The organism is Ferdinandcohnia sp. FSL W7-1320, from assembly GCF_038050315.1.
GTDB lineage: Bacteria > Bacillota > Bacilli > Bacillales > Bacillaceae_L > Ferdinandcohnia > Ferdinandcohnia aciditolerans.
The window spans coordinates 5,052,824-5,073,831 of record NZ_JBBPAM010000001.1; the positions used below are offsets into that span (position 1 = coordinate 5,052,824).

Below are 21,008 nucleotides of genomic sequence, written 5' to 3' on the forward strand. Positions count from 1 at the left end.
TTTTTTGGGGACACGGGACCTGTCCCTCTGTCCCACTAGTTGTTAATTTCGTAAATGTATAGTTTGTAGTCTTGCTGTTCCTTCTTTTGGTTTTTGACAACAAGTGTTCCTTCGTATAGGGACTGCCCGGTATTTAAGTCACTGATTGCGAGCGGATATTTTCCATCAACTGAGCTTATGATATAGATTTTTCCGTTTTGCAGCTCGATAAAAGGGGCATGTTCGCCTTTTTCATGTTCCACTTTAAATATTTGCTTTTCACCCCAGCTGTCATTTTCAATATTATACTGATTCACTTCTATTCCATTTGGCGATTGGTTTGGAATATATATTGTAGTGTCATTGATAGCAAACGAATCAATGCCATACCCTCGTTCTTCCGGACTCATTTCTAGCTTTTTCAATTGATTGGTCTCGATGTTATAGACCATGATTTCGTCCTCAATGATTTTTGGTTCACCCATTTCCACCGCGTCTTCATATGCAGGCTCTTCATGTGCGTACACTTGGAACAGCAGATATTTTTTCGGTTCAACTGAATAATATTCATCAACGACTCTAATATCTGACCATCCATTCTCAATTTTTGGCGATCCATATACGGTTTCATCGCTTACGGCCTTTTTGTCCAAGTCAATTGTATATACATTAAGATCCTCACCGCTTTCAGTGCGAAATCCTCTTGCGATAACCTTTATTTCGTTATTGATGGATTGGACATCCATCACCTCGACCCAATGATAGTTGTCATCATTAGGAACATCTAACTCCATTGATGTCGTTTTGTCTGTTTTAACGTCTAAAACCTCTATTTCGAAATACATATTTTTAGAGACATTTCCATTACCTTCAACATTTACATACACAACAAAATTCTCATCAGCATATAAGCTATTTTCTAAGTAACTTTTTCCTCTCATAAAATGGCTATACTTATCTTTTAGCTGATTATAAGCAGGTACCGTACTCGTCCTTGTCAATTCTTCAATTAACGACTGGTTACTTAAATTAATCGTTTTATCTTTCGAAATAAGCAAGGAATGATGAATATCATTACCGCTAAGATCTCCGTTAATCCTTATGTTCTCTATTTCTTTTTCATTTCCACTTACCTTTTCGATGCCGACTACAATATTTTCAGCTGCCAAACTAGAATTTATATAAAAAGCGCCAATCACAAGCACCGTAATTACACTAAGCGTGATTATTTTCCAATATCGTTTCATGCTTTTCGACCTCCTATCATACCCTTATTTTTTTGTTCATGAGGTAATTCCCGATCCATATTGCCCCAGCAAGGGTAAGTAAGCATGTACCAAGTTCCATATAGAACAATTCATTCGCATAAAAATAATTACGTAAGATAAGTTCATTCACTAATATCGGTGCAAAAAAGACTAAAATGGATACTGCGGCATAAAGGATTCCGAGGAAAATCCCTTTTAATCGATATGAACGTTCAAATAGAATCCCTGTAAACACGACACATACCGCTACAATCCCAACACCGTATATGAGAATAAAGTCTGCAATTGTCATAGGGAATAAAACACCTAAGTAATAATGGTTGGAAATTGTGGCAATTGAAAAATCAGTACGTAACTCATCTGGAACCAACCATTTTATAATCTGCATTTCAGCAGGAACCAATATTAATTGTAAGGCAATGAGACCCAAAACAAACAATAAAACCGTTGTAGCCTTCGCCAAGTAAATATTCAATCTTGCGGTTGGTAAAACGAGCAAACGATAACTAAACGTGTTCTTTCCAAACCAATCTCGGTACCAAATAAAGAATACATAGATTAGTAAAGTAACCCCAGCTAGCATAATCGGCCCCAAAAACCACAATGTTTCCGAAAAACGAAAAAAGCTCATTGTGCCATATTGAGAAATAAAATCACTCTTTGATAATAAATCCTCATATATCGCCTTGTTCGCACGACCTACATATCGTCTGGCTTCAAATATGACGCCCACCATTTGACATAACACCGTAATTCCTACTAAAACAAGATATAGTTTAAAAAATCGAGAAAACTCGAAATTGACTAGCTTCAAAAATCGATTCATGCTCTATACACCTCTCTCATCACATCGATGACCGATTTCCCCTCATTCTCCCTGACTTCTTCGGTATCGAATTCCCTTAACACAACGCCATTATCTAGCAACACCACTTTATCAATTAAATGCTCGATATCATTGATCTCGTGAGTTGTAATGATTACGCCACGATCCTCAATTAAATGGCTTGTAAATACATCCGCGATCTGCTCTCGACTAAAAATATCAATCCCCGAAAAAGGCTCATCCATTAAGACATAATCGACATCTAATGCCAATCCAAGGATCAAGTTTACCTTAGCCGTATTTCCCTTTGATAGATCCGAGATTCGGTCCGTTTCTTTTAATCTAAAAAATTCGAGTAGCTCCTCGGCACGTTTTTGATTCCATGAATCATAGAAATCAGCCATAAACATGAATGCTTCGTGAACTTTCATTTGTGGCAGCATCGTGATTGTATCAGGAATAAACGTAATTTTTTCATAGCTACCTTTGTGAATCTTTTCCCCATCTATAAGAATCTGACCTCCATCAATTGGAGTTAATGCCATAATCGCCTTCATAATGGTTGTTTTCCCAACACCGTTAATCCCAATCAAACACGTAATCTTCCCTTTTTCAGCAGTAAAGTTTACACCGTTTAACACGGTCTTCCTACCAAACTTCTTGGTTACGTCCTTTACTTCAATCACCAAAATCCCCCCTATTCCTTCTCATACTCTTGTTCAACTATTTTCAATGCCTCTTGCAAAGGCATATTAATTGACCGAACTGAATGAATAAAAGTGGTAACAGCCTCTAATACCAATTCCTCACGAACCATCTTCAATACTTGTTCATCCTTCGTAATGCGACTAGGTAAATTTCCCTCTGTAAAAATCAACCCTTGTTCCTCCATTTCTTTATACGCACGCTGAGCCGTATTTGGATTTATCTTTAATTGATTCGCTAACTCTCTCCTTGAAGGAATCTCCTGACCTGGTTCAAAAAAGCCTTTCGCAATTTGTTCTTTAAAGAACTGAATGACTTGAACATATACAGGATCCCGATTATTAAACTTCACATCCATAGACCCATCTCCATTCATCCCCTGTATCAAGGGGTTAATACACCAAACTCAAAAATAAGCTTATTTTGACGACTGTATTAAACACACCATACAGCTGTGATAAAAAAACTGCGGTGTATCAATCAGTTAATACACCTTATGAATGTATTATATGGTTAATACACTCTAACTGTCAACACTAAAAAAAAGGCTCTTTTCTAAAAGATTGTTGCTTTTTTGTTAATAAATTTCAAACCAAGTTGATTGGAGCGTAAGGTGGCGACTCCAGCGGGAAAAGCGTGAGACTTGAGACCCCGCAGGAGCGGCAGCGACCTGTCCAGTTGCAGCGGCTAGAAACTCGAGAAATTTCAACTCCTCCTTCAGAGGCAAAATACGCCTCTTTATGGAGTCTCCGACGCACACGACGTGCTAGTGCCGACTTCTCCACAGGACGTGGCGCTTTAGTCGGCCAATTTTCTCATTTCTGTGCAAGCCGCCTCCACATTTCGTTGAGGAGGCTCAAGCCACGCCCGCGGAAAGCGTCCAACTGAAGAGGAAGTCAACGGTATAATAACAGCAAATCTTACGAAAACAGCCAAAAAGAAAAAAATGTAAACAAGCCTATTGACCAACAGGAACGAATGTTCTATCATGAAGGTAAGAAAAAAGCCAACCATGTTGTGACCATGATTGGCGAGATTTGAAGAATTACTGGAGCATCCATCTATCTCTAGAGGAACCTTTTTGAAATGACGACTGAGGCTGCTTATTGCGAGGTACATGGATAGTGGGGATATAGAAAAAGTTCATATTCTAAATCTCTTTATTATCGTTCTCAAATTACAAAACCTTCCTTTCTAAAAGACGATTGATCTGTAAAAGTCTTTCCTTATAGTTTTGATCAATCTGATCCATGCGTTCTCCAATTTGGCCTTGTAATATTTCCAGATGCAATGCGATTCCCATAGCAAGCTTATTCAGCTTATCGTTAATATTCTTTATCTCATCATTGTTCATACATACACCTCCTAAACTTAGGCATCAAGGATCAATTTTCTACAAGCTCCCTAGGCTTTCCACCAAGAAATTTGACAGAGTCTGCTAACACTTCCGTCACATATACTCTTTTGCCCTCGTTGTTTTGATAGTTCCGGGTTTGAATTCGACCTGTAACACCTAGAATAGAACCCTTTTTACAATAGTTTGCCGTATTTTCTGCCGTTTTCTGCCACAGTGTACAGTTAACAAAATCGGTATTAATTTCGCCTCCTGCATTTTTAAAATTCCGGCTAACCGCAAGTGTTACATGTGCTACAGCTCTCCCGTCCTGGGTGTAACGTAAATCAGGATCACGAGTCAATCTTCCAACTAATATTACTTGATTAATCATATTTATTCCCCCTTGGTTACATCTAACAGGGCTATCATACTTCATGATTCAATAGAGGTAAAATTAGGAAAAATAAATTATTTCAAGGATGACTCTATAAAAAATTGAATTTCGCTACACCTCTTTTACATTTTTAATTGTAAATAGATTAAACCCAAGAATTATCTAAGATTCTACAAATTTTTTCAAAAAAGGACACAACTTTCAGATTCATTTCATCTTCATCTACATATAATAACCAAGTAAATATGCTATAATTTAACCATCTATTTAGTACGAAAGATTTATAAGGGGGTCAGGGATATGAAAACGTTTAGGTTGGTATCACTTAAAGTTCTTCATCAGGATGAACAGCCGGATCGGGTCGAGGATATTCCGTTGATTGATGGATTAATCATTAATCGGGAGGATGGGGAAAACCGTTGGATTGTGGAGGCATTTATTGAAAAACCGTATAAGGCCATTTTCGAAAAAGCAAAACAAGCCCAAGAAAAGCTTAATCTCCAAGTAACCATTTCAAAAAAATCAAATGATCCTGCCCCCTTAATGGGTGAAGTAAAGATCATTAAGGAAATGGAGAATAGTGTGAGTGTCCTTTTAGACGGAAACTTAGTTCCAAATCGACTCAACATCGCTGAAATCGTTCTTACCGACCTTATTAACCAAGGCTTAGAAGGAGAAGGTCTCCTTGCTGAATTTAAAAATAGACTCCAAGAAAAGAAAAAGACGTTACAAAGTTAAAAAGGCAGGACACAAATCCCGCCTTTTTTCATAACTATTGAGACTTATTTGCCTCCACCAGCACCGTTAGTACCACCATTGTCTTCATCAGGAACCAAATCATTGTCACCTAGCTCATCATTGTCATCCTTGCCCACGTCTAGGTCACCATCATTATTGTCATCTTCAATTAGATTTCCGTCACCATTTAAGTCATTATCATTGTTATTCATGTCATTATCACCAGGAACAACATCTTCCTCAGGAGTTACATCGTTATCTAGCTCGTTGTTGAAATCCTCACCAGGTGTTTCTAGTCCATCATCCTCTGGAGGCGGATCTTGGTCATCGGCATTACATCCGGTTACTAAAAACACAGCAAGTAGAGATCCCATCAACTTAAGGAACCATTTTTTGTTCATTTGCAAAATCTCCTCGTATAGTAAGTTTATAGTCCTCTTTCGAGGTAATTTCCAATTAAAATATTGTTCTTTGATAATTCTATAGATGTTAGTTCAGATAGTGGGGGGCTAGCCCCCCACCATCTGAAAAAGTTTTCCAAAGGGTGGACTTTTCGTGATGTCCCTAGATAATGGTCTTAGGATCGTTTGGGGGATTTCTATCATCTCCTGTAGCTTTGACTACTACAAAAGTCTGTCTCCCCAGTCCTTGTTCGAACTTCTAACCCGCAGGCTGTTCCCTTTGGCAGCCCATGCTGGAAGTTGCAGCTTCCAGGCAGCTCATGGACCAAAGTGAGTTCTAATACGCGAGGGTGATTGACCGACAAGTACACTGGGGATATCCCGAAGAGTCCTTCCCTTGATCCTAGATTGAAAGGAGGTTAGCCACCATGAAATTATTTGTTGGAATAGACGTTAGCTCTCAAGATATGAAAGCTTGTGTCATGAATTTTGAAGGAAAAGCATTAACTGCTCTCACTGTTGACAACAATTTGACAGGGGCATCTTATCTGAAAGATCTGATTGTCAAGATAGCCCAAAGTAACTCAATTTCCGAGATTCAAATCGGGATGGAGGCCACTTCAGTCTATAGTTGGCATCCTGCTATGTTTTTTCACGAGGATGAATCTCTTAAAGAATTTAAAACAACAGTCTTTACTATTAATCCAAAACTAATTAAAAAATTTAAAGAGTCATATGTTGACCTGGATAAAACAGACCAAGTCGATGCTTGGATTATTGCAGATCGCTTACGGTTTGGACGTCTTCCACTAACGGCGGTCATGCAGGAACAATTTATTGCTCTTCAAAGGTTGACAAGAATGAGATATCATCTCGTTCATAACCTAACGCGAGAAAAGCAATATTTTCTGCAACACTTATTTTATAAGTGTAGTTCCTTTACGACTGAAGTGGATAGTTCGGTTTTTGGAAATGCCATGTTAGAGCTATTTCTTGAACAATATAGCTTAGATGAAATTAGCTCAATGGATCTTCAAGAACTTGCGAATTATCTTCAAGATAAGGGCAAAAATCGCTTTACTGACGCCGAGTGTGTGGCGAAATCCATTCAAAAGGCTGCGAGATCTTCCTACCGATTATCAAAGTGTGTGGAAGATTCTATCGACCTATTATTAGGGACTTCAATAGAGTCCATCCGTAGTATAACTAAACAGATTAAAGAACTTGACAAAGCCATCCAAAAGCTTCTAGAAGGTATCCCTAATACCTTACAGACGATTCCAGGAATAGGCCCAGTCTATACCGCTGGTATTTTAGCCGAAATTGGACAAATTGATCGCTTTGATAACCAAGCTTCCATTGCCAAATATAGTGGACTTACATGGTCCAAGCATCAATCAGGCAAGTTCCAAGCTGAGGAAACCAAAATGATACGTTCAGGAAATAGATTTCTTCGTTATTACCTTGTTGAAGCTGCCAACTCGGTTCAACGAAATGAACCTGAATTTCGGGCATACTACCTGAAAAAATATCGTGAGGTTCCTAAGCATCAACACAAAAGAGCACTCGTCTTAACGGCAAGAAAACTTGTGCGGTTGGTCGATGCGCTGCTACGCAACGATCAAGTCTACACGCCAAGAAGGAAGGTGAATAACTAAAGGATAAAACATCCTAAATCCTTCAATGTTTTCCAGTAAATGGTTTAATATCTTACTGGGTTTCTTAAGTATTGTCTTTTTTAGGTATTGGTTGGCTTACAATTTCCAATTCCTTAGATTTTGGTACTTGACATATTACCGCAGGACTTTCTGTTTTCTTCTAAGTATTGTAGTGACCACTTGGTCTTCACTTAGCTTTCCCAGAAGTGTACAAATGTATCAAAAAAATTACATCATTTATCTTTACTTTTTGAGTTTGGCCAAATAAAAAAACCAGATGATTCCTCTCATCCGGTTTCTACGTTATTCCTTATTCCGTTTTTTCACCTAGTGCAAACATAATTTCTGTTTCGCAAACGAGCTCGCCGTCAACCGTTGCAATCCCTTTTCCTTTGCCGATAGACCCTCTTAGACGTGTGATTTCAACTTCTAGACGAAGTTGGTCTCCAGGAACTACCTGTCTTTTAAAACGGCAGTTGTCAATTCCAGCAAAGAAAGCAAGTCTGCCTTTGTTTTCTTCTTTTTTTAGCATAGCTACTGCGCCAACCTGTGCTAATGCTTCTACAATTAACACACCCGGCATAACTGGGTATCCAGGAAAATGTCCGTTAAAAAACTCCTCATTCGCTGTAACATTTTTAATGCCGAGCGCACGTTTGCCGTCTTCCATTTCAAGGATACGATCGACTAATAAAAATGGGTAGCGATGCGGAATAATTTCCTTGATTTCATTAATATCGTACATCTTTACAATTTCCTCCTCTATGTATATAAGGACTTACTGAATAAAGTCAGTATCTTATGCCTATTATAATACAAGTGTTGTGGAAAATCTAAATTTCGTCGGGAAAGCCGTAAATTTCTAACCATAAAAAAAGAAGGCATTGGCCCTCCGTTTTATTTTTCTGCATCCTTATTTACAATGTCAACAATATGCTGCCATGTTTCTTTTTTCAAGGCATCACTTGGCTTACCATCCCCAATGACTCCGTAACCCACAACCACACCGATTATAATGCTGGCTGCAAAAAGAACAACGACAAGCAAAAGTCGTACCCAAATCGGAATTAAACGGATTCTAATTTTTGGTTCGCGCTTTTTCTTAGGTTCTTTTTCCGTATTCTTTTGTTCATCACGCGTTTTTCGAAAATCCTCGCGTGATTTTACTTGTGTATTGTTTAGTTCACTAGTCACTGAGATTACTCCTTATCTATAGGGTGTTCCAAGATTTACGATTGTCTGCCTTAATTTATAGTATTCCGTAGGTTTCTATTTTTATCAATAGTACCAAATCAAATACGCCAAGGCGTATTTGCGCCCGATTTTTTTTCGAGCCCGCTCGAAAAACTTCCTTTGAAAAATCGTGGCATCCGCCGGAGGTTATAACTTTATTCAGTCATTGTTAAACCCCAACTGAATTTATCATACTACTTTTATTCCTGGCTACGAATGAAGATGTTCACGCTGAATAAAGTTATCGTAGACCGTTCACAAGCCCCATCATTTGGTCTGAGATGGAGATTGATTTTGCATTGAATTGGTAGGAACGTTGAGTCAGTAGCAGATCTGACATTTCGGTTGTTAAATTAACGTTCGACTGTTCGAGAGCTCCTTGTTGCATACTCACTTGTTCACGGAGAGCGCCTTGAAGAGAAACGAATACGTCATCCGCTGCGATTCCAAGCTCCGCTAAGTCAGGTAACGCAAATTGATTTTGACCTACCGCTTGAAGAAGTTGTGGTTTTTGCACTTCAACAACAGACAGATTAAAACGTTGCAGCGCACCTGCTTCAGGGACAACTGTTATTTCCCCGTTTGCTGATATCTGAATTTCCTTAAAACGGTCTACAAACACAATCGGTTCCCCGTCTTGATCTAGTACAGGGTTACCATCGCTAGTCACTAGGGCAACACGATTTGTTCCGTCATTAGTTGGTGATAAATAAAGCGACCCATCCCTAGTGAATCGAGGAACTTGGACCCCATTTTCATCCACTACTATTTGAAGAAATTGATTTTCCTTTGTAAAGGCAATATCAAGTTCACGGTTAGTTTTTTTTATCGCACCTTGGCTCATCATCATATTGGTTGATCCAATTTTTGCACCAACACCTACACGAACACCATTTGGGGTTAAGCGGCCTTCTTCCTGCGCAGCAACTGGTTGATTATTAAACTGTTGGGTTAAAAGCTCACTAAAGGTGACCTGACGTTTTTTATAACCGGTCGTGTCAGTATTGGCTAAATTATGCCCAATTGTATCAAGCTGTTTTTGTAGCTGACTCATCGTATTGGTTGCTGTAATCATCGAGCGCATCTGAAGACCTCCCTACATTTTTCTATATATCTCGCTCAAGGCCCTATTAACTTCTAGGTTACAAGCCAATCATCGGGCATGCTTAGTGCTTTTCTTATAATCTTCCAATCTCGTTAACTGCTTTATCCATACTCTTATCATACGCCTGAAGAACTTTTTGGTTGGCTTCAAATGTGCGGTATGCTGTCATCATTTCCGTCATTGCTTGTGTTACATCCACATTTGAGCCTTCAATAAAACCTTGTTTTACCGTGAATGCTACTTCAGGATTTGCGGTTGCATTTGGTAACACTAAGCCATCATTTGTACGGTATAATCCATTCCCCTCTTTAATCAGGTTTTGTGGATTTTCTGAGTAAACAATGCCAAAACGCATTTGGGCAAGTCCGTCTACAAGAATACGGCCATCCGCAGTAACCTCAAATTGATTACTATCGACCTGGATTCGGTTCCCATTCTCATCTAGAACGAAAAAACCTTCGCTTGTTGTTAAATAACCGGTTGGATCAACAGTGAAGTTCCCATTTCTCGTGTATCTCACATCACCATTTGCATTTTGAACTGCAAAAAACAAAGAGCCCGGTTTGTTAGTCTCAGGATTGATCGGTAAATTTCCGTCCACTAATGCCATATCTGTGGAGAGTCCTGTTTCGCGGATATCTCCTTGCTTGAACAGCGGAATCATTTCTTGCATATACACACCGGTATTTAGTCCACCAATCGTACTTGCTGTCCGAAAGGTACCACCATTTTTCGCAGGACTTGGTACACCCTCAAGACGTTGCATTAACATTTCAGGAAAAGCACGTAAAGAACCTTGGTCCGCTTTGTAGCCAGGTGTATTCGCATTTGCAATGTTGTTCGTTAACATTTCCGTACGACGCTGCCCAGCAAGCATACCAGCCGCTGCAGAATAAAATCCACGTAACATAGACTCACCTCATTTTTCCATATCCCATATCCGAACAAATAACTACTATAGGTTGTTCAAAAAATGGGCCGTAAATGACACTTCGAATTTCTGCTTACATTGCTCCGAGAACTGGGTGAAAACCAAATTATGCGCTTGCGTCTACTAGCTTATTCACGCAGTAAATTCCTCAGCGCAAGGCTGCAAGGGAGTTAACTCAAGCAGTTGCCTCGCTCCGGTACTCAAAGCTGCGCCGCCTTGAAATTCTCGGTCCTTTTCATCCTCATTTTTGAACTCATACTACTATTAATTATAGTAGGAAATTCCTATTACTTCATCTGTAAATTTTAGCCACGTAGTAAAAAGGTAGAAATGTTAGAAAGGACCTGCCGGTTCGGAAAGGTCCTCAATTACGTATATTAGACTAATTTTCTTCGTGGAAGCTTGTCCAAGTTTTCAAGCATGACGCCTGTACCGATTGCAACACATTCCATAGGGTTTTCAGCAATTAATACAGGTACACGCAATTCTTCAGCTAAAAGCTGATCGATTCCGTGAAGCAATGCTCCACCACCTGTTAAAATCACACCACGGTCAATGATGTCTGCAGAAAGCTCAGGCGGTGTACGTTCAAGTACACTTTTCGCTGCTTGTACAATTGCAGAAACTGGCTCACGTAGTGCTTTTTCAATCTCACCAGATTTAATTGTAAGTGTGCGCGGCAAACCAGTAACCATGTCACGACCACGAATGTCAATTTCTTCATTACGTGAATCCGGGAATACCGTTGCAACCTGGATTTTAATATTCTCAGCTGTTCTTTCACCGATTAATAGCTTGTACTGACGCTTGATATAGCTCAAAATTTCCGCATCAAAAGTGTCCCCAGCCATTTTAATTGATGAGGCGGTGACGATATCGCCCATTGATAATACAGCCACATCTGTAGTACCACCGCCAATATCAACTACCATATTTCCGCTTGGTTGGAAAATGTCCATGCCTGCACCAATCGCAGCCACTTTAGGTTCTTCCTCAAGATAGATTTTCTTCCCGCCGCTTTTTTCAGCAGCTTCCTTGATTGCCTTTTGCTCAACAGAAGTAATATTTGTTGGACAACAAATAAGGATTCTTGGTTTTGAAAGAAATCCTTTGACATTTAACTTATTAATAAAGTGCTTTAACATAGCCTCTGTTACATCGAAATCTGCAATAACACCGTCTTTTAAAGGTCGAATCGCAATAATATTACCAGGTGTACGACCGACCATGCGTCTTGCTTCTTCACCAACAGCTAAAACCTTTCCAGTGTTTTTATCTAATGCCACTACAGATGGCTCGTTTAATACAATTCCTTTGCCTTTTACGTGTATGAGTACGTTTGCTGTCCCTAGATCAATACCGATATCCCTAGCTAACATTTGAGTAACTTTCCTCCTTGCATTTTAAACAAAAATGCATCTATTTTCCTAATAATATATTGTATCACAATTTACCATATAAAATAGATATTTTGTAATTTTTTTGTAGGAAAATGTCGTAACTTAGAATAGCTTTGTGCTTGCCTCGGCCACAAGCATAAGACAAGCGCTGACAGAAGGTGTGTTTTACCTTCAGAAGCACTTGTCTTAGACTTTGATAGTGCCTAGAGCTAGCCATTGCAAGAAAGAAAGTCACAGGCATGTTATTTCACTGGTTCTTCTTGTAGTTCTTCCTCTTTTTTGTACTTTAGCTTTGTCGCTTCTCCACCCCGTAAATGTCGTATTGATTTATGATAATCAAGAATTTCTTTTACTTCATTTGCTAGTTCGGGATTGATTTCAGGTAGCCTTTCGGTTAAATCCTTATGGACAGTACTTTTGGAAACGCCAAATTCCTTCGCAATGACGCGAACTGTTTTTCTTGTCTCCACGATATACTTTCCAATCTTGATAGTTCGTTCTTTGATGTAATCGTGCACACTACTCGCCCTCCCTATATGGATGTGAGAAGTGTGAAATGAGACGCGTTCATGCTTCAACGAAGAAGAAGTAGTACTTGAACTATATTCGTCAAATGTTTTGCTGGAACTTTGAAGACGGTATACGCCCCCTCACCTCAAACACTCTCTTTGTTAGGTTTGTAACCATTTTATTAGCTTGGTTGAGGGATTATGCTATAAAAGTCAAGAGGGACAAGGGTTTTATCAAAATATTTTTAAAAATTGCTTGTTCTACCGATTGAGACAGGCTATTTTTGCCATTGGACAACCTGTTATCTAAAAAAATGATTCTGATTATTTTCTGTTGCTTGGAGAAGATCACCCCACGTTCGTTTTCCTCGGCTTTTAAAATGATGAAGGAGTTCGACAAAAAGATATGCTGTCGTTAAAGCATCACCTGTCGCTGAATGACGATTATACATTCTCGTTCCAAAATTCTGGGCGTATCTGTGCAGATCCCGCATATCATAAGACGGGGAAATATATCCGATCAAATCTAACGTATCAATCGTTGGCATCCGCACTAAACTGAATTTTTCCCGTTTCAGCTCACTTTTTAAAGTTGCAATGTCAAACGATACATAATGTCCAACCATACAGTTGCTGCTCTGTTCTTTTATAAAATGAAAAAGATTTGTAATTCCTTCAATCGATGAGGGAGCGTTTTCGACCTGTTTATCAGTGATTCCTGTCAATTCGATTATTTCCTGAGAAATTTGTCGTTTTGGGTTTATAAAAGTATGAAATTGTTCCTCTTCACAAACCCTCAATCCCTTTACCTGTACAGCAGCAATTTCAATTAGGCGATCAACAGTCGAAACCCGAAATCCAGTCGTTTCTGTGTCAAAAACCGTAAACGAAATTTCCTCAAGCGCTGTTGATAACGGTATTTCCTTATGAAGTTGCTGAAAAAGTGGCTTTTTACCAAAAAACAAGAGACTCCCTCCTTTTATATTTGGAAGTGGGCATTTACTAGAGTTTGTATCTCTTTTAAGATTTTCACACTTAAAATAAGTTCTTCCTTTTCCTTCGTTGTTAAGTGGGAAAAATGAAGAACTGATGTTAGCTTCTCCTTGTTTTTATATTGGCGCCATCTCAGTTTTACGTAAATATGCATCACATCTGAAGCAGCCGCTTTTACATCTCTTCCAAAACTATCGCTAAATGCCTTCTTCTCTACTAATCTATCAATTCTCTCAAATGGAGTCCCCGAGATGATTCCATATTCCAGAGAAAGAATTTGCAAGCAATGGTGGTATGGAAATAAAATTTCTTTTTTAATATCCAGCTGCTTTCGTTCCAATTTAAAAAGAGCACGAATCGGGTGATCTAATGAAGGGATTTGATGTTCCTGTTCTTGTAGGCGATACAGAAATATTTTTGCTTTTTTCATTTGTTCTAGAAGTCTTGCTTCAAATTCCTTATGGAGCTTCTCATCTCCATATAAAAAGCGATACGAAAAGAAATTCCGAGCGAGTAGCATATGCTGATTAGTTGCCGTTGTGCTCCATGTTTGTACTCTGTTCACCCATGTCTCCAATGATCCGCGCCAGCTTGGGTTGCTCGCCATCATATCTCCTAAACAGCGTGCATACCCGGCTTTCTCTAATATATGAACGATTTCTTCTCCTAATTTTGAAAAATAACTCTCTATCTTTGGGCTTTTGTTATCATATATAAGAAAATGGTCCTGATCGGTTAACAAAAATTGCTCTTCACGGCCTGCGCTCCCCATTTGATAAAAGCAAAATGCAGTAGGTGGGCGTAGTCCTTCTCTTTTTGAGAGTGCTTCAACAGCCATCTCTATACATCTCTTCACGAGCCGGTCATATAACCTTGTCACACTATCTAGTACTTTGAAAATGGGTACATCGTCCTGTAATAGAGTATCCATAACATCATAAATAGCCATTTTTACAGAAGGTAAAGTATCTTCTGTTGCAGATTCGATGGTCTTAATCGTTCTCATCATGCTGTCCTTGTTTTGCCTTAATACATCTGAAAGTGTAATAATTCCAGTGATATTTCCATTTTCGACAACTGGCAAATGTTTAACGCCATGTAAAAGAAAAGCGGAGATTGCCTCATAATAATAGGCATATTTCGAAATAGTGACAGGGTTTTTCGTCATCACTTCAAATGCAAGTGTGTTTCCATTTTTCTTTTCAGAAATAACTCTTGAAACGAGGTCACGCTCTGTAATGATTCCTAGTAATTTATTCTTTTCAATGACAAGAACAGAGCTTGTGCGGTGCTCAGTCATTAGACTTGCTACATCGCTGATAGCTGTATTTGAGTTCACAGAAACTAGTTTTTTTGTCATGATATCCTGTACTCTTCGAATAAAGGTACCATTCTCCTTCGCCATTCTCGTAATGGACACCTGTTCTGCCAAAGAACTGTAGATTTCTCTAAGACGAATGGCAAGCTGAGTGAAAAGATAATGATGGAATTGTTGATCATGCAGGCGTTTTTCAACGACATGAATCGGGATTAATAAACATTGTCCAGCTTCCGTTGCCATTACACCCACCCGATACTCTAGGAGGGGTTTTTGCTCGCCAATTAAATCTGCAATACCGGAAAGCCCTATCAATTCGCCTGGTTTTACTATTTCAAGAACCTCCCGATTATCAGGCGGCCCAACAAACACTTCGGCAACACCAGAAAGCAGCAGAAGTAACCCCTCCCGCTGCTCATTGGCATGAAATAGTAAATCTGATTCCATATACACTTTTTGCTGGCATAAGGATAAAAAGTGGAACGCATCTTCTTGTAATAGTCCTTGAAAAAGCGGATGATCCTTCACCATTTTATATAGCTTCTCCATGGTTTCTCCCTCTTTTAAAAACGGTTCTACAGGAATATTCTGTAGAACCGTCAGTTATTCTTTCTATGTGCTAGACTTTATTAAGCCTCATCTTTAAGCCATACTTCGCCATCCTTGTAAACCATTTGTTCAGGGTAGCGCATATCGACAACCTCGTCCTGCTTTGCTTGTGATGGCGCCTCGGTCATTAATGAAACAATAATGTTTCCTAAGAAACCAGCTGCTGCCCCAAAGATACCTGCTCCTGTATCAATAATGCCTAGGATGGTGAAGCCGCCGTATTTCGCTGCGAAAATATACGCTAATACGACTACTAAACCAATAATCATTCCAGAGATAACACCTTTTGCATTCGACCGCTTCCACCATACTCCAAGAACGAGTGCAGGGAAGAACGTACTAGATGCAATCGCAAAGGCCCAGGCCACGATTTGCGTAATCGCTCCAGGTGGATTTAACGCAACTAAGCCTGCGATTAAAGTTGCAACCGCAATTGACCAACGTGCTACACTTAAACGGTTTTTCTCTGTTGCATCTGGCTTTAAAACACGATAGTAAATATCGTGAGCAAATGAAGAGGAAAGGGCAATCATCAATCCACCCGCCGTAGATAATGCTGCCGCCATTGCACCTGCAGCCATTAATCCGATAACAAACACTCCAAGGTTTGCAATCTCAGGTGTTGCCATAACGACGATATCATTGGCGATTGTCATTTCTTGCCACTGCAAGATTCCGTCACCATTTGCATCCGCAAGCTTTAATAGACCTGTATCAATCCAACTTTGGGTCCAATGAGGAAGCTCCGACATTTTTTGACCAGCAACCTGTGTCATTAGAATGAAACGTGAAAAGGCTGCATATGCAGGAGCTGATAAATATAATAACCCGATAAATAAAAGAGCCCAAGCTCCTGACCAACGAGCTGCTTTCATTGTAGAAACCGTATAGAAACGAACGATAACGTGTGGTAATCCTGCCGTTCCACACATTAACGTAAACATTAACGCAAGGAACTGCCATTCTGAACCTGTTGCAAACGGTGCAAAATATTCAGTGAAACCTAGCTGACGATCTAACTCACCAATTTCCTCAACAATTTTCCCGTAAGATAACCATGGTAAAGGATTGTTGGTTAATTGCAAGGAGATAAAAATAACTGGAATCAAGTATGCGACAATTAACACGATATATTGCGCTACCTGAGTCCATGTAATCCCCTTCATTCCACCCATTGCTGCGTAGAAGGCAATTAACACAACCCCAATCATTGTTCCAACCTTCGCGTCAATTTCAAAAAGACGCCCGATTACAACCCCTGATCCAGATAACTGGCCAATCGAGTATGTAAAAGAAATAATGATTGTACAGATTGCTGCTACAATACGAGCTGAATGGCTGTCAAACCGGTCCCCAATAAACTCCGGTACCGTGTATCGTCCATATTTACGAAGCTGTGGCGCAAGGAGGAATGTTAATAATAAGTATCCACCTGTCCATCCCATAATATAGGCTAGGCCGCCATAACCGAGCGCCATGATCGTTCCGGCCATTCCTATGAATGAAGCAGCACTCATCCAGTCTGCCCCAATCGCCATTCCGTTGTAGACAGGCGGTACTCCACGTCCTGCTACATAAAAGTCCGAAGTCGCCCGTGCTCGGTTGAAGATGGCAATCCCAATATAAAGAGCAAACGACGCTAAAATAATAATTAATGAGACCAGAAATTGTGTATCCAAATTTCCTCCCCCTTTTGGGTCAAATTTAAGATTTGTATAGGTTTGTGACATGCTGTGTGGGATGATTCTTGCATTTGAATCTTTTCATCTTCAAGAAACGTCTTTAGGAGTAGGGGTTATTGTTATATCCGTAGATTCTATGTTTGAGAGAATGTTTGTTAGGTTGGTTTGTTTTTAATGATCTAGCACTTTTCCAGAACTGATTTGTTCGTTTTTCTCTTCGTCGATGCCATACTTTTGGTCAATTTTGTCGCTTACCTTCGCATTCACAAATAAGATTATGATAAAAGTTAAAACTGCTCCCTGCGCCCCCATGAAATAATGGAATGGCAGCCCGTTTACCGAAAACGTGGATAGTGGCTTTGCAAACAGGACAACACCAAATGAGACAAGAAATCCAATAATTAAATAGATAATAATATTCCTTGTTCTCTCCCTAAAGTATCCATCCGCAATCTTCTTATCAACTTTTTTCAACTACTAGCACCTCCATAAGAATATAATTGGACTTTCGGTTACACCCTTTAGTTTTGCATCACCTCCTTCAAGATTTATTAAACTCCAATACTTTTATCCAAGATTAAAAATAAAACGAATCGTCTCCCCAAGCGGTGCCGGAAAACGAATGATTTCAAAGATAAAGTACCCAAAAATAGACACAAACGGTAGAAGTAAAAACAAAGGGCGCTTATGCTTTAACGCCATAAAAAGGCTGAAAATAACAATAAACAGCATCAAGTATAAGATCATGACAGGTTCACTCCTCATAATGTAAGCGTTGTCAATTAATAAAGATTGAAACAAGTACATTTACTATATGTACGACATACATTTTGTAATATTACGAAAATTACCACATTTACATTATCAATTTTTTTCCAAGGCTCGTCAAGAAAAGATTTTAGCGAAATTTGGAGGGTGGTTACCTTTCGAAATCACCTAGAGCACCACCATCCTTGCTAAAGACTGGAAAGTGACAACACTCGGAAGCAACTGAAGCACTTCCGACTCTCGAAAACACATGGAGCACCGCCAACCCCCTAATAAAAGGAAAACGGCGTCTTTCACCTCTAATGAAACACGCCAACTTACAAAAAAGAGAGTTCAGTTTTCAGCATAAGTAAGATAGGTTCAAATAAAAACCCTACAACAACACAGCCCCATACACAAGTGACCCAACGATTACATACGCAGGGTGGACCTTCCATTTTTCAAGCAACAAAAAACTCAACACAACTAAAATAAGCGTATGCACCGAGCCTGCGTCCACATAGGATTCCTCAAAAAAGCGATACGCCATTGCCCCTAGAAGTACAGCGATTGTCGGACGGATATAGTTCGTCATCCGTTTAACCTTTGGAGAATGCTTGAACTTTTTCAAAATGCTAAGCAAACCGATCATTAAAAGTAACGAAGGCGCAACCGTGGCAAAAACAGCAACACCTGCACCCACTATGCCCGCTTGCTGAAAACCAATGTAGCCGGCCATCTTCGTTGCAATTGGTCCTGGTAGCGCATTTCCGATCGCAATCACCTCACTGAATTCATGAACGGAAAGCCAATGATAGCGATGAACAACTTCATTTTCAACAAGAGGAATCGAGGCTGGCCCGCCACCGTAACCTACAATACCTGGAATTAAAAAGGCAAGAAAAAGCTGCAAGTAAATCATTGTTGTTTCTCCTCCCACTTGTCCTTTTTCAACAAGGCAGCTACTAGTAAAACACCCACTAAGATTCCTGGGTGCACCCCCAACACATCTAAAACTAGTATGCTGGCGACCCCAAGCAAAATTGTTTTCGTCCAACCAAGACCTTTTTTCGCATTCATGAAAAATTCCCAGGTGAGTTGGGCAAGCATGACCCCAACTACTGCCAGCACTGCTTTTGTCATTCCCTGTACCCAACCAAGATTTTTAAAAGAAGTCAATGAGGTAAGTAGTACAATCATTAATAATATGGTTGGAACGGATGTTGCCAAAACAGCATTGATCAGACCAAGCCAGCCTCCAACACGATACCCAATATAGCCGGCCATTTTTGTTGCGATTGGCCCGGGCAACGTATTACCGAGTGCAAGAATATCACCAAAATCGTCATCATTTAGCCATTTGTAGCGATCTACCGCTTCCTTATGCACAAGTGGAATGGATGACGGACCACCGCCATACCCCAGTATGCCAACCTTGAAAAACGCGTAAAAAATATGTAATTGCTTCATATTTAATTCCTTTCGAAGCTTTATGAATGTAAAAAGAGGAAGCCCATATTAGGCTTCCTCTTAGTGTTTTCAATTATTTTTCTTGTATTCAATAGGCTATTGGCTATAATTTAGATTTATTAGCCGTAAATCTAAATTATCAGCCATATTTTTCATTTATCAGCCATCATTCAAAATTATTAGCCATAAATCCATTCTACTAGCCAAGCACCTCAATCATCGCGCGAATAGACTCTGTTAAATCTGCCAACGACCAACTCGGGATACCCGATTTCTTAAGCGCAAGTTCATGTGAAGCAGGGATATGGATGAATCCTGCTCGCATTGGAAGTTGTTCTTGCTCAATTTTATGCAAAACGGAGTACATCACATTGTTGCAAAGATACGTCCCTGCTGTGTTTGAAACAGCGGCCGGGTAGCCTTTATCAATGGATACATTTACAAATTCCCGAATCGGTAATGTCGAAAAGTAACCCGCTGGACCGACTTCTTCAATTGGAGCATCCTGTAATCTCACACCACTATTATCTGGTTCACCATCGCGGCAATTAATCGCAATCCGCTCAGGTGTGACTTTATTTCTTCCCGCTGCTAGGCCTAATGAAATCACGACATCAGGCTTAACGTCATTGACATGCTCGATACATTGTCTTGCTGACTCTGCAAAATCAACCGGCAGAATCCTTCCAACAATCTCGTATCCTCCAATCGTTTGCCCTTCCAATGCCTTCACAATCTCCTCAGTCGGATTGATTGGATTATCTAAAAATGGGACAAACCCTGTTAATAATAGTTTTTTCATTGTATCCTCCCGCTTTGTAGAATAATTGCGTTCCCGCTTATTCTTGTACGTATTATTTTTTTATTTTCAACTTCTATTTCCGCTTGAATTTTACTTGGTTTGCCCATTGTTTCCCCCTGATAGATATGATAAATATTCCAACCTTCCTGGCTAGTACCACACACATTATATAGGGTTACATATACACCAAGTGAGCTTGCTGCTACACCAGTTGCAGGGTCTTCATCATATCCAGATTGATTAGGGAATTGTCTTGCTTTTAGCTCATTCTTGCATAAAACAGCAAAGGGATAAAAACCAGTTATCTTAAATTTATCACATACTGACCATAATTTTTGAAAATTTGGCTTAAGATTATGTAAAATCACAGAATTCTTAATAGGAATCATTAACTTCGGCCTTGACGTAGATACTGACTTAATTGGAAATAAGGGGTTTATGTCATTTTCAGGAATACTTAATGCTACTGCAACCTCTGCAATACTTGGATTATCCGTTTGTAAAGTTGGTTTAAATTGTTCAACCGTTACAACGACACTCTTCTCTTCCATTTTCCAATGAACAGGTACTACTCCAACACTTGTCTCTATAAGTAGCGATTGTTTTAAGCATTCTTCTTGTTTGACTAAAACCGTTACTGCTGCAATTGTGGCATGTACACACATTTCCATTTCATGTTTGGGCGCAAAATAACGCAGTCTATAATCACATTCCTTTGCCCTAGATTCCAAAATAAAAACTGTTTCAAAACCAAATGTGGCTGCCATGGATTGCATCATTCCTATTGATAAGTGGTCAGCATTACGCACAACTGTACAAGGGTTGCCACCGTTTTTCGAAATGCCAAATACATTTGTTTGTACGACGTTCATTCTATTCTTACCCTCCTAAACAGGGACTTCTA

The 21,008-nt window shown here is 39.6% G+C and carries 24 protein-coding genes; 2 read left to right on the forward strand and 22 right to left on the reverse strand.

Going from position 1 to position 21,008, the window contains the following annotated elements:
- Positions 1-35 precede the first annotated feature (35 nt).
- The 6 genes from NST91_RS24195 to ssb all read right to left on the reverse strand — a co-directional run bounded on the left by NST91_RS24195 (position 36) and on the right by ssb (position 4,505).
- On the reverse strand, positions 36-1,226 hold the full coding sequence (locus NST91_RS24195) for a hypothetical protein (protein WP_341333195.1): 1,191 nt from the start codon (positions 1,224-1,226) through the stop codon (positions 36-38).
- A gap of 16 nt (positions 1,227-1,242) precedes the next feature.
- On the reverse strand, positions 1,243-2,073 hold the full coding sequence (locus tag NST91_RS24200) for a hypothetical protein (protein ID WP_341333196.1): 831 nt from the start codon (positions 2,071-2,073) through the stop codon (positions 1,243-1,245).
- Complete coding sequence (locus tag NST91_RS24205) at positions 2,070-2,759, reverse strand: ABC transporter ATP-binding protein (RefSeq protein ID WP_341333197.1); 690 nt, start codon at positions 2,757-2,759, stop codon at positions 2,070-2,072. Before NST91_RS24205 ends, NST91_RS24200 begins: the two co-directional genes overlap by 4 nt.
- Before the next feature lie 11 nt (positions 2,760-2,770).
- Entirely contained in the window at positions 2,771-3,136 is a 366-nt protein-coding gene (locus NST91_RS24210) for a GntR family transcriptional regulator (RefSeq protein WP_341333198.1), read from the reverse strand.
- 819 nt (positions 3,137-3,955) lie between these two features.
- A complete protein-coding gene (locus tag NST91_RS24215; RefSeq protein ID WP_341333199.1) occupies positions 3,956-4,132 on the reverse strand; it encodes a hypothetical protein in 177 nt (58 codons plus the stop codon).
- A 31-nt stretch (positions 4,133-4,163) separates the two neighbouring features.
- A complete protein-coding gene (ssb, locus tag NST91_RS24220; protein WP_341333200.1) occupies positions 4,164-4,505 on the reverse strand; it encodes a single-stranded DNA-binding protein in 342 nt (113 codons plus the stop codon).
- 303 nt (positions 4,506-4,808) lie between these two features.
- On the opposite strand from ssb, the gene NST91_RS24225 reads away from it, so the two are divergent.
- Positions 4,809-5,246, forward strand: a complete 438-nt coding sequence (locus tag NST91_RS24225; RefSeq protein WP_341333201.1) for a YwpF-like family protein — start codon at positions 4,809-4,811, stop codon at positions 5,244-5,246.
- 44 nt (positions 5,247-5,290) lie between these two features.
- Here the strand turns inward: NST91_RS24225 and NST91_RS24230 are convergent, their stop codons facing one another.
- The gene (locus NST91_RS24230; protein ID WP_121449212.1) at positions 5,291-5,647 is read right to left on the reverse strand and encodes a hypothetical protein; all 357 of its coding nucleotides are present in this window, start codon (positions 5,645-5,647) and stop codon (positions 5,291-5,293) included.
- A gap of 428 nt (positions 5,648-6,075) precedes the next feature.
- Between NST91_RS24230 and NST91_RS24235 the strand changes: the two genes are divergently transcribed.
- Entirely contained in the window at positions 6,076-7,305 is a 1,230-nt protein-coding gene (locus NST91_RS24235; RefSeq protein WP_341330810.1) for an IS110 family RNA-guided transposase, read from the forward strand.
- 310 nt (positions 7,306-7,615) lie between these two features.
- Here the strand turns inward: NST91_RS24235 and fabZ are convergent, their stop codons facing one another.
- The 15 genes from fabZ to NST91_RS24310 all read right to left on the reverse strand — a co-directional run bounded on the left by fabZ (position 7,616) and on the right by NST91_RS24310 (position 20,976).
- Entirely contained in the window at positions 7,616-8,050 is a 435-nt protein-coding gene (gene fabZ, locus NST91_RS24240) for a 3-hydroxyacyl-ACP dehydratase FabZ (protein ID WP_099354540.1), read from the reverse strand.
- A 152-nt stretch (positions 8,051-8,202) separates the two neighbouring features.
- The gene (locus NST91_RS24245; RefSeq protein ID WP_341333202.1) at positions 8,203-8,499 is read right to left on the reverse strand and encodes a DNA-directed RNA polymerase subunit beta; all 297 of its coding nucleotides are present in this window, start codon (positions 8,497-8,499) and stop codon (positions 8,203-8,205) included.
- 280 nt (positions 8,500-8,779) lie between these two features.
- A complete protein-coding gene (locus NST91_RS24250) occupies positions 8,780-9,622 on the reverse strand; it encodes a flagellar hook-basal body protein (RefSeq protein WP_341333203.1) in 843 nt (280 codons plus the stop codon).
- Between the two features lie 94 nt (positions 9,623-9,716).
- Complete coding sequence (locus NST91_RS24255) at positions 9,717-10,553, reverse strand: flagellar hook-basal body protein (protein ID WP_341333204.1); 837 nt, start codon at positions 10,551-10,553, stop codon at positions 9,717-9,719.
- A 398-nt stretch (positions 10,554-10,951) separates the two neighbouring features.
- On the reverse strand, positions 10,952-11,953 hold the full coding sequence (locus NST91_RS24260) for a rod shape-determining protein (protein WP_099354544.1): 1,002 nt from the start codon (positions 11,951-11,953) through the stop codon (positions 10,952-10,954).
- A 263-nt stretch (positions 11,954-12,216) separates the two neighbouring features.
- A complete protein-coding gene (gene spoIIID / locus NST91_RS24265) occupies positions 12,217-12,492 on the reverse strand; it encodes a sporulation transcriptional regulator SpoIIID (RefSeq protein WP_010677153.1) in 276 nt (91 codons plus the stop codon).
- 293 nt (positions 12,493-12,785) lie between these two features.
- The gene (locus NST91_RS24270; RefSeq protein WP_341333205.1) at positions 12,786-13,448 is read right to left on the reverse strand and encodes a 3'-5' exonuclease; all 663 of its coding nucleotides are present in this window, start codon (positions 13,446-13,448) and stop codon (positions 12,786-12,788) included.
- A 14-nt stretch (positions 13,449-13,462) separates the two neighbouring features.
- Positions 13,463-15,343, reverse strand: a complete 1,881-nt coding sequence (locus tag NST91_RS24275) for a DUF294 nucleotidyltransferase-like domain-containing protein (protein WP_341333206.1) — start codon at positions 15,341-15,343, stop codon at positions 13,463-13,465.
- An 80-nt stretch (positions 15,344-15,423) separates the two neighbouring features.
- Positions 15,424-17,082: a sodium:solute symporter family protein gene (locus NST91_RS24280; RefSeq protein ID WP_341333207.1), complete on the reverse strand. Its 1,659-nt coding sequence runs from the start codon at positions 17,080-17,082 to the stop codon at positions 15,424-15,426.
- 174 nt (positions 17,083-17,256) lie between these two features.
- A complete protein-coding gene (locus tag NST91_RS24285; protein WP_341333208.1) occupies positions 17,257-17,559 on the reverse strand; it encodes a DUF4212 domain-containing protein in 303 nt (100 codons plus the stop codon).
- 93 nt (positions 17,560-17,652) lie between these two features.
- A complete protein-coding gene (locus NST91_RS24290) occupies positions 17,653-17,832 on the reverse strand; it encodes a hypothetical protein (RefSeq protein WP_341333209.1) in 180 nt (59 codons plus the stop codon).
- Between the two features lie 394 nt (positions 17,833-18,226).
- Positions 18,227-18,754, reverse strand: a complete 528-nt coding sequence (locus tag NST91_RS24295; protein ID WP_341333210.1) for a chromate transporter — start codon at positions 18,752-18,754, stop codon at positions 18,227-18,229.
- Positions 18,751-19,302 carry a chromate transporter gene (locus NST91_RS24300; protein ID WP_341333211.1) on the reverse strand — a complete coding sequence of 184 codons (552 nt, stop codon included), beginning with the start codon at positions 19,300-19,302 and terminating at the stop codon, positions 18,751-18,753. Before NST91_RS24300 ends, NST91_RS24295 begins: the two co-directional genes overlap by 4 nt.
- Positions 19,303-19,501: 199 nt before the next feature.
- Positions 19,502-20,104, reverse strand: a complete 603-nt coding sequence (gene pcp / locus NST91_RS24305) for a pyroglutamyl-peptidase I (RefSeq protein ID WP_341333212.1) — start codon at positions 20,102-20,104, stop codon at positions 19,502-19,504.
- The gene (locus NST91_RS24310) at positions 20,101-20,976 is read right to left on the reverse strand and encodes a PhzF family phenazine biosynthesis protein (RefSeq protein ID WP_341333213.1); all 876 of its coding nucleotides are present in this window, start codon (positions 20,974-20,976) and stop codon (positions 20,101-20,103) included. Before NST91_RS24310 ends, pcp begins: the two co-directional genes overlap by 4 nt.
- Positions 20,977-21,008: the final 32 nt, after the last annotated feature.

Bases quoted from the DNA above. Each gene is read 5' to 3' on its own strand.
- NST91_RS24260 (WP_099354544.1), bottom strand. From the start codon at position 11,953: ATGTTAGCTAGGGATATCGGTATTGATCTAGGGACAGCAAACGTACTC.
- NST91_RS24295 (WP_341333210.1), bottom strand. From the start codon at position 18,754: ATGATTTACTTGCAGCTTTTTCTTGCCTTTTTAATTCCAGGTATTGTA.
- NST91_RS24235 (WP_341330810.1), top strand. From the start codon at position 6,076: ATGAAATTATTTGTTGGAATAGACGTTAGCTCTCAAGATATGAAAGCT.
- NST91_RS24225 (WP_341333201.1), top strand. From the start codon at position 4,809: ATGAAAACGTTTAGGTTGGTATCACTTAAAGTTCTTCATCAGGATGAA.
- NST91_RS24215 (WP_341333199.1), bottom strand. From the start codon at position 4,132: ATGAACAATGATGAGATAAAGAATATTAACGATAAGCTGAATAAGCTT.
- NST91_RS24275 (WP_341333206.1), bottom strand. From the start codon at position 15,343: ATGGAGAAGCTATATAAAATGGTGAAGGATCATCCGCTTTTTCAAGGA.
- NST91_RS24230 (WP_121449212.1), bottom strand. From the start codon at position 5,647: ATGAACAAAAAATGGTTCCTTAAGTTGATGGGATCTCTACTTGCTGTG.
- NST91_RS24255 (WP_341333204.1), bottom strand. From the start codon at position 10,553: ATGTTACGTGGATTTTATTCTGCAGCGGCTGGTATGCTTGCTGGGCAG.
- NST91_RS24200 (WP_341333196.1), bottom strand. From the start codon at position 2,073: ATGAATCGATTTTTGAAGCTAGTCAATTTCGAGTTTTCTCGATTTTTT.
- pcp (WP_341333212.1), bottom strand. From the start codon at position 20,104: ATGAAAAAACTATTATTAACAGGGTTTGTCCCATTTTTAGATAATCCA.
- NST91_RS24210 (WP_341333198.1), bottom strand. From the start codon at position 3,136: ATGGATGTGAAGTTTAATAATCGGGATCCTGTATATGTTCAAGTCATT.
- NST91_RS24300 (WP_341333211.1), bottom strand. From the start codon at position 19,302: ATGAAGCAATTACATATTTTTTACGCGTTTTTCAAGGTTGGCATACTG.
- NST91_RS24250 (WP_341333203.1), bottom strand. From the start codon at position 9,622: ATGCGCTCGATGATTACAGCAACCAATACGATGAGTCAGCTACAAAAA.
- NST91_RS24290 (WP_341333209.1), bottom strand. From the start codon at position 17,832: ATGATCTTATACTTGATGCTGTTTATTGTTATTTTCAGCCTTTTTATG.
- fabZ (WP_099354540.1), bottom strand. From the start codon at position 8,050: ATGTACGATATTAATGAAATCAAGGAAATTATTCCGCATCGCTACCCA.
- NST91_RS24310 (WP_341333213.1), bottom strand. From the start codon at position 20,976: ATGAACGTCGTACAAACAAATGTATTTGGCATTTCGAAAAACGGTGGC.
- NST91_RS24195 (WP_341333195.1), bottom strand. From the start codon at position 1,226: ATGAAACGATATTGGAAAATAATCACGCTTAGTGTAATTACGGTGCTT.
- ssb (WP_341333200.1), bottom strand. From the start codon at position 4,505: ATGATTAATCAAGTAATATTAGTTGGAAGATTGACTCGTGATCCTGAT.